The sequence below is a fragment of the Shewanella sp. Choline-02u-19 genome (genome assembly GCF_002836205.1).
Lineage (GTDB): Bacteria > Pseudomonadota > Gammaproteobacteria > Enterobacterales > Shewanellaceae > Shewanella.
On record NZ_PJBE01000010.1, the window covers coordinates 201,284 to 215,592 of the forward strand.

The 14,309-nt window shown below is 42.7% G+C and carries 11 protein-coding genes; 6 read left to right on the plus strand and 5 right to left on the minus strand.

Features of this window, described 5'->3' with window-relative positions; all coding sequences use genetic code 11:
* Positions 1 to 131: 131 nt before the first annotated feature.
* From CXF83_RS01110 to CXF83_RS01125, 3 genes are all read left to right on the plus strand, one after another.
* Positions 132 to 1,607 carry an MvaI/BcnI family restriction endonuclease gene (locus tag CXF83_RS01110; RefSeq protein ID WP_101089541.1) on the plus strand — a complete coding sequence of 492 codons (1,476 nt, stop codon included), beginning with the start codon at positions 132 to 134 and terminating at the stop codon, positions 1,605 to 1,607.
* A gap of 135 nt (positions 1,608 to 1,742) precedes the next feature.
* Complete coding sequence (locus tag CXF83_RS01115) at positions 1,743 to 2,123, plus strand: hypothetical protein (RefSeq protein ID WP_101089160.1); 381 nt, start codon at positions 1,743 to 1,745, stop codon at positions 2,121 to 2,123.
* 1,133 nt (positions 2,124 to 3,256) lie between these two features.
* Positions 3,257 to 5,836, plus strand: coding sequence for a helicase-related protein (locus CXF83_RS01125; RefSeq protein WP_101089161.1), 2,580 nt, complete (start codon positions 3,257 to 3,259; stop codon positions 5,834 to 5,836).
* Between the two features lie 457 nt (positions 5,837 to 6,293).
* Here CXF83_RS01125 and mnmE read toward each other — a convergent pair whose 3' ends face one another.
* The 5 genes from mnmE to rpmH all read right to left on the minus strand — a co-directional run bounded on the left by mnmE (position 6,294) and on the right by rpmH (position 10,136).
* A complete protein-coding gene (mnmE, locus tag CXF83_RS01130) occupies positions 6,294 to 7,655 on the minus strand; it encodes a tRNA uridine-5-carboxymethylaminomethyl(34) synthesis GTPase MnmE (protein ID WP_101089162.1) in 1,362 nt (453 codons plus the stop codon).
* 115 nt (positions 7,656 to 7,770) lie between these two features.
* Positions 7,771 to 9,405, minus strand: a complete 1,635-nt coding sequence (gene yidC / locus CXF83_RS01135; protein WP_101089163.1) for a membrane protein insertase YidC — start codon at positions 9,403 to 9,405, stop codon at positions 7,771 to 7,773.
* A gap of 3 nt (positions 9,406 to 9,408) precedes the next feature.
* Entirely contained in the window at positions 9,409 to 9,663 is a 255-nt protein-coding gene (gene yidD / locus CXF83_RS01140) for a membrane protein insertion efficiency factor YidD (protein WP_101089164.1), read from the minus strand.
* Positions 9,630 to 9,986, minus strand: coding sequence for a ribonuclease P protein component (gene rnpA / locus CXF83_RS01145; protein WP_101089174.1), 357 nt, complete (start codon positions 9,984 to 9,986; stop codon positions 9,630 to 9,632). The genes yidD and rnpA overlap by 34 nt, the downstream gene beginning before the upstream one ends.
* 12 nt (positions 9,987 to 9,998) lie before the next feature.
* On the minus strand, positions 9,999 to 10,136 hold the full coding sequence (gene rpmH, locus CXF83_RS01150) for a 50S ribosomal protein L34 (protein ID WP_101089165.1): 138 nt from the start codon (positions 10,134 to 10,136) through the stop codon (positions 9,999 to 10,001).
* Between the two features lie 445 nt (positions 10,137 to 10,581).
* Between rpmH and dnaA the strand changes: the two genes are divergently transcribed.
* The 3 genes from dnaA to recF all read left to right on the plus strand — a co-directional run bounded on the left by dnaA (position 10,582) and on the right by recF (position 14,298).
* Entirely contained in the window at positions 10,582 to 11,979 is a 1,398-nt protein-coding gene (dnaA, locus tag CXF83_RS01155) for a chromosomal replication initiator protein DnaA (protein ID WP_101089166.1), read from the plus strand.
* 19 nt (positions 11,980 to 11,998) lie between these two features.
* Positions 11,999 to 13,099, plus strand: coding sequence for a DNA polymerase III subunit beta (gene dnaN / locus CXF83_RS01160; RefSeq protein ID WP_101089167.1), 1,101 nt, complete (start codon positions 11,999 to 12,001; stop codon positions 13,097 to 13,099).
* A 116-nt stretch (positions 13,100 to 13,215) separates the two neighbouring features.
* The gene (recF, locus tag CXF83_RS01165) at positions 13,216 to 14,298 is read left to right on the plus strand and encodes a DNA replication/repair protein RecF (RefSeq protein ID WP_101089168.1); all 1,083 of its coding nucleotides are present in this window, start codon (positions 13,216 to 13,218) and stop codon (positions 14,296 to 14,298) included.
* Positions 14,299 to 14,309: the final 11 nt, after the last annotated feature.

Consider the following 14,309-nt stretch of genomic DNA (forward strand, 5'->3'; position numbering starts at 1 on the left):
AACCCAATAAAGTAAAGACCCTATGCGTCCTCTCTGTAAAAACTAGTTTCGTTAGCACTAATTAGCTTATTTTTGGGTAGTAAGTCTGGTGTATAACTCATTGAAACTTAAGTTTTTACAGAGGTGTATGCGTGACTTCAGAACAAAACCATTCTAAAAATCCCTTCATAAATATTGAGCGGTTAAAGCAAAAAGCAAAAAAGCTCAAAAAATCACACAATTTAACTCAAGCTGAAGCTTTGTTACTTGTTGCACAACAAGCAAACTTAGGGAATTGGAAAGCTGTTCTTAAAGCTTTTGATCAACAACAAATCTTATTTAGACAACCTCCATTTTCATCAGAAAAACTTGAGGTTGAAGAACTAAATCAAATAGATATTGGAAGTGAGAGTTACTTAACTGATGGTAAAAAGCTTTTAGTCAGTAAAAATAAATCGTTATTAACAAAGTTAGGAATTGAATTTTCTATTTTTGAACCAACTACTACAGGCTTAAAAAAATCAATACTCGATGCTACTCAACCAGTTAGAACACACTTTGAACTCACAAATTTTCATGATTATGAAAATCAAGGACAAGGGCAAGAATCTAAAGTAAAGAAAAGTGCATTTTTCATCTCAGATAAAGAGTGTAATGAATCAAAAGTTAGTCTTTACAGGCCCGAAACTAAGAAAGGTGATCCTAGAATGTGGTTCACCAAGTTGGGTGATTTCGCTGATTCTGGAGATCAAATAGCCATTGTTGTCAGTGACGATTCCGCATATTTAATAAATTTGAGTACCAAGTCCTTAGAGTTAGAGGCAAGTAAACCAAATTTGATTCAAGAGATTAGTCCTAGTTATGGTAATAAAACTACGGATTTACAAAGTTTTATAAATAAGCACTTAGCTGCTAGCAATAGTATATCTTATGAGCTTTTAGCTAAATTAAAGGTGCTAGCTAAAAAGCCGCTTCGAGCCATTATGGAAGGTAATACTGCAATAGGTATGTCTATAGAGGCAGCTTTAGATATTGAGGCTAACTCTAGTAAATTACCCGACTACAAAGGGATTGAATTAAAATCTGGCCGCGGTAACAAGACTAGAACGACCTTATTTGCACAAGTTGCTGATTGGGGGCTTAGTACTTGTAAAAGCAGTGCAGCCATTTTGGACCAATATGGGTATGCACGAGAAAACGATTTTAGGCTTTACTGTACGCTCAGCACCAATAGGGCTAACAGCCAAGGGTTGAAATTTGAGTTTAACCGTGAAAAAGATGAATTGAATGAGATTCATAGTAGTGGGGCTCATGTAGCAACTTGGCCTGGTAATCTATTGCGTCAGAGATTAAAAGAAAAGCATGCTGAAACCTTCTGGATAGAGGCAAAAAGTGAATTTATTGAGGGTGTTGAGCATTTTAACCTATTATCAGTTGTACACACAAAGTCGCCTTTATTAGGTCAACTTATGCCTCTGGTTGAAAGTGGAGTAATAACAATGGATCATTTGATTAAGCGTACAGGAGGTGCAAAGCCCAAAGTTGCAGAGAAAGGGCCATTATTTAAGATAAATAAGCGAGATTTGAACCTATTATTTCCTGAACCAGTAAAATATTTCCTTACGTAACTGATGAAAATTAGGTATTTCTAACTTTGTTGGAACAAGTGAATATTAAAGCTACTTAAATAATATTAATTATATAAAAATCAATTGGTTTATGAACTATAATTAGGTAATGAAAACCTGCCTAGGTATTTAGATATGCTTCAATACAAACAGGAGTTTGGTGAAAATTTTGAACTGGGGTTTGAACTTAGTGATTATCCATTTCTTATCGATAAGAGCTGGCACAATGATGCGTGCCCAAGCTTTATGTTTAAGGCAAAGATAGACTCTGATAGCTCAGGTTTAGAGGACAGCAGCCAATACCTAGTCCTCTGGGGCGATTATCCAAATAAAGAGGAGCGAGAGAACACGACTACGAGTCGCTATTCTATCGTTACCGCCACTAATCTCAGCTCTGCACACGAACCTGAAATCTACCATGATGAGCATAGCTTTACCCTGTTCGAAACCGAAGAGAGCGAAGCGCTGACCCAATACCTGTCCGGTTTACACATTGAACCTTTCTATCCTGCTTAGAACATCTAAGTCATTAAATCGAACAGATAGCTCCTTTACTTTACCAACAGGTGTAGATGCAGCGTCTCGTAGAAGTATCTGCACATTTTGCGAACCGCAGGTTATAAAGCCAAATGAATCCAAAACTTAACTTCAAAGTTACTTGGTAAACTTGGTAATCGATAAGTTGATAAGTCCTCTGGGTCGATTATCCAAATAAAGAGGAGCGAGAGAACACGACTACGAGTCGCTACTCTATCGTTACCGCCACTAATCTTGGCTCACTGCATTAACCTGAAACTTCTCTAAACATTGGCATGATGAGCATAGTTTCACCCTGTTCGAAACCGAAGAGCCAGAATCGCTGGCTCTATATCTATCCAATTTATCAATCGAACCTTTTTATCCTGTTTAGAAATATCTAAGTCATTCAATCGAAGTGATAATTGAGCATGAGGCAAATAACAGGTTTAATCGCCTCATTTGTTGAGGCAAATAGCCTATTTAATTGACTCATCACTGAAAACATCTGAATCGGTCATCATAAATAAATGCTAAATCGAAGTGATACTCTGCTTATAAGCAGCCAGTGTAGATACAGCTGCGAGCTTCGATGACAGGGTGAGGTATCACGAAGTGATAGTCTTCGAACGAGAGGCAAGGATGCCGAACTGGCTTTTAAACATGGAGGTTGTTTGAAATCGCTGAGCCCACAGGGCCCATTTTGTTCCTTACAAAATTTGGCATTTCCTCCACTGACCCATAGGGATATGGGAAATGTCTTTAAAGCGTCTGGAACGCTTAAGACCCTGTAGGTCAGATGTGCTTGCGGCGTCTCGTAGAAGTATCTGCATGGAGGCGATAGATTACCTTTCTGCTAAGGCAAGCATAACTTTATCCAAGAATACAAAAGCTGATGAAACCTAAAAGTTCTTTCAATCTTGTGAACAGACAAGGTGCAGACGACAGGTGTACAATATGACAAAGCCATGAATAACATCTTCATGTGCCAGCAAACAGATTCATTCGTCCTCAAGTAGCCCAATAAGATCAGCGCCAACGTCGCCGGCCACAAGAATCGTAAATACCTCGATTATAAATTAGCCGATAAGTCTTCCAACCTCTATGTTAATAATTAGCCATATTCGACCACTATGAAAAAGCAGCCTCAAGCCGAACAGTGTCAATCACCGCAAGCTCCTCTTCCCAGCGATTCTTTCGCTATCGACTCTTTACCGATAGATGCACTCTATGATGAGTTTAAATCTGCCATTAAAGACCATCACTTGGTAGTTGAGTCTGATACGGGGTCGGGTAAATCGACGCGTCTACCGCTTTGGTGTGCTGAACCTGAGAGTGATGGCAGAAGAAGGCGAGTGTTGGTGGTGGAGCCTAGGCGGGTGGCGTGCTTGGCGTTGGCGAGTTTTGTCGGCGAGTTAGCTAAAGGCTCTTTATCAAAAGGTGCTAGGCCGTTAAACGTAGGCCATGCCATTCGTTTTGATTCAACTGTTGATGAAAATACCGATATTGCCTTTGTGACGCCGGGTATCGCGTTGCGTTGGCTGTCTATGGAGGGGTCGTCACTGCAACACAATGGTATAGATGAAAAAGCGGGCTTGGCTTGTTTTGATACGGTGATTATTGATGAGTTTCATGAGCGCCGTTGGGATACCGATTTACTGTTAGCATTACTTAAAAAGCGTGCTCAAAACCGTTTAATTCTTACGTCTGCGACGATTGACGGTGCAAGGTTGAATGACTACTTGTCTGATTCTATTGGAGTTAAGTCCAAGAGGTTGTTGGCAAAAGGTAGAATGTTTCACGTGGAACTAACGTACCAGTCAACGGACAGTCAGCAGTTACCGGATATATCTAGTTTAGAGCAAAAGGTCAAAACCGCACTGACATCACTTCTGAGTAAAACGACTGGCGATGTTCTGGTGTTTTTACCCGGTAAACGCGAAATCCAATCTTGTTTACAGGCGTGTCAGTCTTTATCTCTATCAACGGGTAGCACACCCCATATTGATCTGGTTGCGCTACATGGCGGAATATCTGCCACTGAGCAACAGTCGCTGTTAGCCAATGCGGATACACAGCGGGTTATTTTTGCGACCAATATTGCTGAAACCTCTTTGACTATTCCTGGCGTGACGGCCGTGATTGATTCAGGGCTTGAGCGGCGCACACATCAACGTAATGGTCGAACGGTGTTGTCGTTGGCCCGAATATCAAGAGCCAGTACTGATCAACGAAAAGGGCGCGCGGGCCGAACTCAAGCGGGCTTATGTGTGCGTTTATGGGGTGAGCACGCGCCATTAGAGGCGATGACACCACCAGAACTACAGCGCGAAGAGTTAGTTGAACCTATGTTGGCAGCGGCATGCAGTGGTGTGCGCTTAGCGGAATTAACCTTTGTTGATGCGATTAACAGTAAACCGCTAGCAATAGCAGAAAGCCGCTTACTTGCTATGGGGGCCATTGATAATCAGGGCAAAGTCACAGCTCATGGCAGAAAGTTATTCCCGTTGCCGATAGATACGCAGTTTGCGCATTTAATTAGTGCTATGCCAGATGATGAATGCACTGAGTTAATGGTGGATTTAGCTGCGGCGATTAGTGTGCCACAGCGTTTGTATCAGCAACCAACGGCAGAATACGATGTTAAGTCGCTGCATGAATGGGAACAGCTGGGATGTGACGCATTTACTCTGGTTAAATTGATTCGAGAGCCGGCTGTCGATTTTGTCAATATTGACCATCACGGCATTAAAGAAGCCCGCAGGCTAGCGAACCAAATTAGACAAGGTTTAGGTCTGCCTAAACTGAATAAGGCCGCGGTGTTAGATCGTAAATCAGAGGCTTTGCGAACTCGTTGGTTGTTGGCGGTGATTAAGGCGCTACCAGAGCTGGCGTTTGTTCGGCGTATTAAACGGGTACAAGCGTTAGGTAATGGCTTTAGTGAAGTGCAGATAGGCCGTGATAGCCGCTTTAGTGCTGAACTTAAAGATTATGCCGGTAAAGAGGCGGCAATTGCTGCGGTGGTATTTGACCAACACTCTATTGCGGGTAAAGGGGTGAAGCAAACATTGAACTTGGCTTCAATAATGGCGCCCATTTCAACTCAGCTAATTTGCCAAGCGGGATTAGGTGAAGACAGGTTAGCTGAAAATAAAGAGCGCTCATCGACGCGTAAAGTGCTTATCGAGCGGCTATATGCTGGCAGAGTGATAGATTCTCGTTTTGAGCGGGCATCGGGTGAGCAGGCGACAGAGGCTATTGCCCGTAGCATTATACAAGGACGAGAATTGTCAGGTGTTGCTAAGCGCTTAACGGCTGATATTGCGGCATGGAATATATGGTTTGCACTGGGAAAAACAGCAGAGTTTGAAAATGAGATTAAACAGCCTTTAGTGCTCGATACTTATCTTAAAGACAAGCTGGTGCAATTAGGGGTTGAGAGCTTTGAGGATTTAAGCTTGCTTGAGGGTGATGATTTACTGTTTGACGGTATCCCTGATTGGCAGCGCGAAGAGTTTGATCAGCTCTATCCTGCGGTACTGCAATTGCCTGAGCTTAAGTTGACGGTTGCGTATGAACCAAAACGAAAGCTGGTTATTTTAGATTACGTTAAAGGTGGCCGTAAGCAGGGGCCTACACGTTGGGAATTACCGCGCTGGATAGGTTGGAAGATCCAATACCGCAAAGCGAGTCGTGTTATTGATATCAAGTAATATTGGCGTAGATCTTCGAGTAAAGATCAATACGACTAATTGATGATCTTAACTACTGCTGATCCACTTTTACACAGGCTGAAATATTTAAAGTTTTTTTTCTGAGTATAACTTATCAAGAAAGATCTATTTTCTGCATTTTTTTTGAGGATCGTTATTAATGCCCTGTCCTATTTAATTATTAAATAACAGTGGCTTATGTCATTTTAGTGCAAAGAGGGAGATCTGTTCACCGATCGTGTTTGCTTGTTGATATCTCTGTTGATACTTGTATTTAACGATCTTACTTTTAGTGGTCTATAAAGGGAGGTTTACAGTTGGCGATCAATTGCGATCGCGGTGTAAATATAGGCTTACATTGGGGGCTTGAATGTCAGTCTAGATCCTGACATCAAGATCTAGACTAAGGGATGTTTTACTGCTGTAGCGGAGTTACAGAACAATATTTTGCAGGGCGTTATTTACCAATACAAAAAGAGCTAAAAATCTTTCCTAATAGGTCATCTGAAGTAAATTTGCCAGTGATCTCCGATAATGCCATTTGAGTCATGCGTAGTTCTTCGGCCAACAATTCGCCTGCTTGATAGACTTCGAGTTGTTCTTTACCTAATTGCAGATGGCTGCTAGCAAGGTCAAGTGCTTCTAAATGGCGACGACGCGCGATAAAACCACCTTCTAGATTACTTTGATAACCCATTAAGGATTTTAGGTGTTGTTGCAGCGTTGCTACACCTAGGCCCGTTTTAGCCGATATTCGGTGAACGGGGTGTCCTGCTTCTTCGGTAACATCCAATGTTTCGCCAGTGAGATCGGCTTTATTGCGGACGACTGTTATACCTAAGTTTTTTGGTAGGCGATCGATAAAGTCTGGCCAAATTTCGTGAGGATCAACGGCGGTCGTCGTGGTGCCATCAACCATAAACAATACTTGATCGGCGGTTGTTATCTCGTCCCATGCGCGTTCAATACCTATCTTTTCAACGGTATCGACAGTATCACGCAAGCCCGCGGTATCGATGATGTGCAGTGGCATGCCGTCTAGGTGAATATGTTCGCGCAATACATCGCGAGTGGTGCCTGCTATTTCGGTGACAATAGCGGACTCTTTACCGGCGAGAGCATTGAGTAAGCTTGATTTACCTGCATTAGGACGGCCTGCAATAACCACTTTCATGCCTTCACGGATGATAGAACCCTGTTTTGCACTTGCTTGCACTGAATCGAGCTGAGTGATGATCCGGTACAGCGATGCCGCGACTTTGCCGTCAGATAAAAAATCGACTTCTTCATCTGGGAAATCAATGGCAGCCTCAACGTATAAGCGTAGGTTGGTGGTCTGTTCGACAAGTTCGTGTACTTGGGTTGAAAATTCGCCCTGTAGCGAGTTTAAAGCACTTTTAGCTGCTTGTTCGCTAGTGGCATCAATTAGGTCTGCAATCGCTTCTGCTTGCGTTAGGTCAAGCTTGTCGTTCATAAAAGCTTGCTCGCTGAACTCACCGGGTTTGGCGATACGCAAACCCGTGGTTTCCATCACACGCTTAATGAGCATATCAAGCACGATTTGGCCACCGTGACCTTGAAGTTCTAGTACGTCTTCACCGGTAAATGAGTTAGGGCCTTTAAAATATAAAGCGATACCTTGGTCGATAACCTCGCCTTGGTCATTTTTAAAGTCACAGTAGTCGGCATAACGGGTTTTAGGTATGCGCCCAATTACCGCCATAGCCACATTGCTAGCTAAGTCGCCAGACACTCGAATAATACCGACACCGCCACGACCTGGAGCGGTCGCTTGTGCCACGATAGTATCTGTTGTCATTACTGTGTTTCCTAGTTCAAATATGAAAGGTGATTAACAAAAAGTGTTTCTCATTAAATGAGAAAAGCGGCTGATACCGAAGTATCTAGCCGCTTTGCTTAGTTGGAACTAAGAGTTATTTTAACCCTTTCTTCGCCAAGCCAGCATAGATAATCTTCTGCTGTGTAATCGCGACTAAGTTACCTACCAACCAGTATAGAACCAGACCCGCTGGGAACCATAAGAAGAATACAGTAAAGATAACCGGCATCCACTGCATCATCTTAACTTGCATTGGATCCATAGTCGGTGCCATTGGCTGCATTCTTTGCATCACAAACATTGAGATACCCATTAGAATAGGCATCACATAGTATGGATCTTGTACTGATAAATCAGTAATCCATAACATGAATGGTGCATGACGTAGCTCGTAACTTTCTAACAATACCCAGTATAGAGCGATGAAAATTGGCATTTGTAGCAAGATTGGTAGACAGCCACCCATAGGGTTAACTTTCTCTTTCTTGTACAGTTCCATCATCGCTTGACCCATCTTCTGACGGTCATCACCCATGCGTTCTTTCATTTCCGCAAGTTTAGGCTGTAGATTACGCATCTTCGCCATAGAGGTGTATTGCGCTTTCGTTAGTGGATATAACATGCCACGAACGGTAAGCGTAATAAGGATAATTGCCACACCCCAGTTGCCCACAAATGATTGATAGAACATCAATAACCAGTGAATTGGAATGGCTAGCCACCAAAGGAAACCGTAGTCAACAACCAGATTTAATGATTCAGAGATAGCAGATAGCGCTTCTTGATCTTTAGGGCCGACATAGAACTGGGCTTTAATGGTCTGTTCGCTACCAGGTGCGATATCATATAGCGCGCCACGGAAACCGATGTTAGCTAATCCGCCCGCGCTTACGCTTGAGAAGATAACGTTTTTATCAGTTGCTGGTGGTACCCAAGCAGAAACGAAATAGTGTTGTAGCATTGCTGCCCAACCACCAAGAGTCGATTTGTCTAGGTTCTTATCAGCCATATCGTCGAAGCTGTATTTCTCATAGCGTGTATCTGCTGTTGAGAATGCGCCACCACGATAAGTCGGCATCATCATGCTGCTTTCGCTTTTCTTGATGCTGTGCTTGATTTGGCCATACATCTGAACTTGAAGCTGTGCACTAGAGCTGTTGTTGATTTGGTAAGCAACATCAACATTATGTTTACCGCGGTAGAAGGTAAACATTTTAGTGTAGGTCACACCGTTAGGTGCTAAGTAGGTTAATGGCACATTTAATGTGTCTTGGCCTGCTGCTAAGTCAAAATCACGGGCTGTGCTATCGAAATGTGCACGACCTGTAGTACTGCTGTCGATACCATCACGACCAATTAGACCACTTTGAGCGACATAATAGATGTCATTAGTTTGCTCTAGCAGAACAAATGGGTCTTCAGCTTCTTCTTTCAGTTTATGAGACAGCAAAGCTGAATAAACGATGTCACCGCCAATTGGATCAATTCTGATTTCAAGTTGGTCAGTGGTCACAGTGATGAGTTCTTTAGAAGCAGTAATCACTTCTGGTAATGCTGAATCAGCATTTGGAACATCTGAACTATGAGCATCGGCGACAGTAGACGCCGCTACTGAAGATTGAGTTTGCGCTACAACCGGTTGAGGAGCTTGATCCGTTTGCCATTGTTGCCAAAGTAAAAAGCTGACAAAAAGCAGACCGATAAGCAATATATTGCGTTGAGATTCCATAGCCTATTTATCGCACCTATTTTTTTTGTGAGGGACGGGGTCTTCACCACCCGGATGTAAAGGGTGACATTTTAATATGCGTTTCGCTGCAAACCAACATCCTGTCACAAATCCATGCAAACGAATTGCTTCTATTGCATAGTGTGAACATGTTGGATTGAACCTGCAACGAGGTCCCAGCATGGGACTTATGAGTACTTGGTAGCCACGAATAATCGTAGTTGCTAGCCATTGTAACGGCGAGAGAGTTTTCGCCATAGCTTTTCTACCAATTTTTTGAGTTCTGCACTTTCCATATCAAGTACGCCATTTCTGACGAGCACAACGATATCTACAGCGGGGAGATCATGCTGATGTAAACGAAAATTATCTCTAATTACACGTTTAATACGGTTTCGTTGATGAGCTTTCTTTACATAACGCTTAGCAATCGTTAGTCCTAAACGTGGATGTTGTTCAGAATTAGGAATAGCAAGTAAGGTTATTTCAGCGGAAGACGCTTTGATAGGTTTGGTAAAGACAGATTTAAATTGCGCGGGAGTTAACAAACGTAACTCCCGCGTAAAGGTATAGCTGGTCACTTGCATCTCTACTTAAGCAGAAAGACGAGTGCGACCTTTAGCACGGCGACGTGCGATAACCTTGCGGCCACCTACAGTAGCCATACGAGCGCGGAAGCCGTGAGAACGCTTGCGCTTCAGGTTGCTAGGTTGAAAAGTACGTTTACTCATTATGGCAATCCGTCTTTGTTAGGTTAATAAACCTTAGTCTCTAGAAATTAGAGGTAAGGGCAAAAAAGAGGCCGAATTGTAATCACTTTAATTGAGCACGTCAATACGCAATCGACTTAAGTGATTAAATAATGCCATCTCCGTTTTTTCTTCGAACATTAAAAACTACTATAAAATGTGGATAACTCTGTGAGTTACCACTATATCTAGTGGTTCCACTGATCTAAAAGCAGATCGAAGTTAATCTATTATAGATCGTTCTGGATCGCTTTATAAAGCTGGATTTGAGGGTTTTTGCACTATTTTTGATCGCAGCAGATCCCTTAAGATCGAGATCTTATCGATTGCCTTATCTATCTGGGGATAAATATATTTAAAGGATAGCGATCAGCGTGATCTCACTATAGAATACACCTCTTTTGTAAGATGTTTTGGGGATAAGTACGTGGCGGTTTCACTTTGGCAACAATGTATCGCAAGGCTGCAAGATGAGCTTTCTGCTCAGCAATTCAGTATGTGGATAAGACCGTTACAGGCAGAGATGGAAGGCGATACGCTTGTCATATATGCACCTAACCGTTTCGTTTTAGATTGGGTTAGAGACAAATACCTTAATATCATCAATCAATTCTTTATTGAACAAATGGGTGCTGATGCACCTAACTTGCGCTTTGATATAGGCAGTCGTCCATCGGCTAAGCCAATTGTGCAGGCTACCGCTTCGATCAGAAGTCGACCTGCGGTTAGACAAGCGGTTAGACAAGCGGTAGAGAAACCTATTTTTAATACTCCGCATTCTGCTCCAGCGCCCTCGGCTAATCATCGTAGCAACATTAATCCGACCTACCAGTTTGATAACTTCGTTGAAGGTAAATCAAACCAATTAGGTAAAGCGGCTGCAATGCAGGTTGCTGAGAATCCGGGCGGTGCTTATAACCCACTGTTTCTTTATGGCGGTACTGGTTTGGGTAAAACCCACCTTTTGCACGCCGTGGGTAATGGCATTATTAAGAACAAGCCTGATGCTAAAGTGGTTTACATGCATTCAGAGCGTTTTGTACAGGATATGGTTAAAGCCCTACAAAACAACGCAATTGAAGAATTTAAGCGTTACTACCGCAGTGTTGATGCACTCTTTATTGATGACATTCAATTCTTTGCCAACAAAGATCGTTCACAAGAAGAATTTTTCCATACCTTTAACGCACTATTAGAAGGTAATCATCAGATCATTCTGACGTCAGATAAGTATCCAAAAGAGATCGACGGTGTTGAAGATCGTCTTAAATCTCGTTTCGGTTGGGGCTTAACGGTTGCTATTGAACCACCTGAACTAGAAACTCGTGTGGCGATCTTGATGCGTAAAGCACAAGAGAGTGGCATTAACTTACCTGATGAAGTGGCATTCTTTATTGCTAAGCGTTTGCGTTCTAATGTTCGTGAGCTTGAAGGCGCGTTAAACCGTGTTATCGCTAATGCGAACTTTACCGGTCGTCCAATTACTATCGATTTCGTCCGCGAAGCATTACGTGACTTACTTGCACTGCAAGAAAAGCTGGTCACTATCGATAATATTCAAAAGACCGTGGCTGAGTACTATAAAATTAAAATGGCTGATATGTTGTCGAAGCGTCGTTCACGCAGTGTGGCACGTCCAAGACAAATGGCGATGGCATTATCAAAAGAACTTACCAACCAAAGCTTGCCTGAGATTGGTGATGCATTTGGTGGCCGTGACCATACAACCGTTTTACATGCATGTCGTAAAATTGCGCAGTTGCGTGAAGAAAGTCATGACATTAAAGAAGATTATGCTAACTTGATAAGAACCTTATCTTCTTAATATCAGGGAGTTGAAACGAATGAAATTTTCTATTGATAGGGATGCCCTATTAAAGCCACTTCAGTTAGTTAGTGGAGCGGTGGAGAGACGTCACAACTTGCCTATTCTGGCGAACCTTTTAGTAGAAGTAAGTGCTCACTCACTTAAGTTGACTGGCACCGATTTAGAAGTTGAATTGGTGGGTGAAGTTCAACTTGAGGGTGACGTCATTGAAGGGCGAACCACGGTTCCAGCGAAAAAATTTCTAGATATTGTTAAGTCTTTACCTGATCTGGTCGAGCTTAAGATTGAACAGCAAGAAAACCGTTTATTGTTACGTTCTGGTCGCAGCCGTTTTACGTTGGCAACCTTGCCTGCTGAAGAGTACCCGAATGTAGAAGCGTTTACAGCTGATATTGAATTTACCCTCAAGCAAGGCACGATGAAGTCCTTGATTGATGCGACTCAGTTCTCAATGGCTAATCAAGATGTACGTTACTACCTCAATGGCTTGTTATTAGAGACCGAAGGTAATGTTTTGCGTGCTATCGCAACCGATGGTCACCGTCTTGCTTTGAGTCATCGTATTATTGACGCCACTTTGCCTGAAAAGCAGGTAATTGTGCCGCGTAAAGGCGTGTTAGAGCTGATGCGCTCGTTCGAAGGTGATGATTTAGATGTCACCATCGCTATTGGTGACAACGCCATTAGAGCGACGACAGCGACTGCTGTGTTTACCAGTAAGCTGGTCGACGGACGTTTCCCTGATTATCGCCGAGTGTTGCCAAAAGGCGGCGATAAGATTGTTATTGCCAACCGTCTGCAGCTTAAACAGGCGTTGCTACGTGCTTCTATTTTATCGAATGAAAAGTTTCGTGGTGTGCGAGTACAGTTAGAAAACAACCTGATTAAGATCACTGCCAATAACCCTGAACAGGAAGAAGCGGAAGAGATCTTAGATGTTGAATACGAAAACACTCCGTTAGAGATTGGTTTTAACGTCAGTTATCTACTGGATGTATTAAACAACTTACCTTCTGATGACGTGCGTATTACGCTTATTGATGGTAATTCAAGCGCACTTATCGATAATCACATAGAGCAGAACTCTATGTATGTTGTTATGCCAATGCGCTTATAACAGACTGTTTTATTCTGCTTTAGAGACCAGATAAAGTACTTCGACACACCGTCGGCTTTATCTGGTATAAATGACCACTTCAGAAAAATCCTCCCCGTTGCATTTAAAGGGTATTAATGAGCCTTAACCGTCTTCATATTGAAGCTTTCCGTAATATTGTCTCTGCGCAGTTGCAGCCAGGTGAAGGGCTCAATTTAATTTATGGCAAAAATGGCAGTGGCAAGACCAGCATTTTAGAAGCCATCTATTTTTTGGGAATGGGGCGCTCTTTTCGCAGTCATCTGTCGCAGCGAGTTATTCAACATGACCAAGATGCGCTGACGTTATTTGCCAATATGCAAACCGGTGAAGAGGACAGTAAGATAGGCCTCAGACGTTTTAGAAGCGGCGAGATTGAAGTTAAAATTAATGGCGATAAAGTTAAACGTTTATCGACGTTAGCGGAAACATTACCGATTCAGGTGATCACTCCCGAAAGCTTTTCATTGCTTTTTGAGGGGCCAAAAGCCAGACGGCAGTTTATTGATTGGGGTGCGTTCCATTCTGACCCTCGTTTTTATGCGGCATGGGTAAATGTACGACGAATTATAAAGCAACGAAATCAGTTGCTCAGGGATGAATCGCCCTATAGTTCGATACAATTTTGGGATAAAGAATTTATTCGTTATGCTGAACTGGTTACCGATATACGAAAGCAATATGTAGACTCGTTAAATGAGCTACTTAAGGGTATAATCGAAGAGTTTTTACCTCAGGTTGATGTGAAGGTTTCTTTTACCCGAGGATGGGATAGTAAAACAGAGTATGCACAGCTGCTCGAGACGCAGTATCCCAGAGATTTAGCCACAGGCTTTACCGTCAGCGGACCTCATAAAGCGGACTTAAGGTTGCGGGTAGGAACACTACCTGCACAAGATGCTTTGTCCCGCGGACAGTTGAAATTGTTAGTCTGTGCATTGCGTATTGCACAAGGAAAGTTGCTCAAACAACAAATAGATAAAAAAAGTATTTATCTGGTGGATGATCTTCCATCGGAATTGGATGCACAGCATAGAAAACTATTGCTACAGCAGTTAGCAGATACCGGGGCACAAGTTTTTGTCACGGCAATCGAACCAGCAGCAATAGTCGATTCGTTAATCACGCCGCCAAGTAAGGTGTTCCATGTGGAACATGGGTGTGTAACGGTAATTGAATAACCGACGAGAGT

Coding starts and splice junctions, on each gene's coding strand:
- CXF83_RS01115 (WP_101089160.1), top strand. CDS start 1,743: ATGCTTCAATACAAACAGGAGTTTGGTGAAAATTTTGAACTGGGGTTT.
- CXF83_RS01125 (WP_101089161.1), top strand. CDS start 3,257: ATGAAAAAGCAGCCTCAAGCCGAACAGTGTCAATCACCGCAAGCTCCT.
- mnmE (WP_101089162.1), bottom strand. CDS start 7,655: ATGACAACAGATACTATCGTGGCACAAGCGACCGCTCCAGGTCGTGGC.
- yidC (WP_101089163.1), bottom strand. CDS start 9,405: ATGGAATCTCAACGCAATATATTGCTTATCGGTCTGCTTTTTGTCAGC.
- yidD (WP_101089164.1), bottom strand. CDS start 9,663: ATGGCGAAAACTCTCTCGCCGTTACAATGGCTAGCAACTACGATTATT.
- rpmH (WP_101089165.1), bottom strand. CDS start 10,136: ATGAGTAAACGTACTTTTCAACCTAGCAACCTGAAGCGCAAGCGTTCT.
- dnaN (WP_101089167.1), top strand. CDS start 11,999: ATGAAATTTTCTATTGATAGGGATGCCCTATTAAAGCCACTTCAGTTA.
- recF (WP_101089168.1), top strand. CDS start 13,216: ATGAGCCTTAACCGTCTTCATATTGAAGCTTTCCGTAATATTGTCTCT.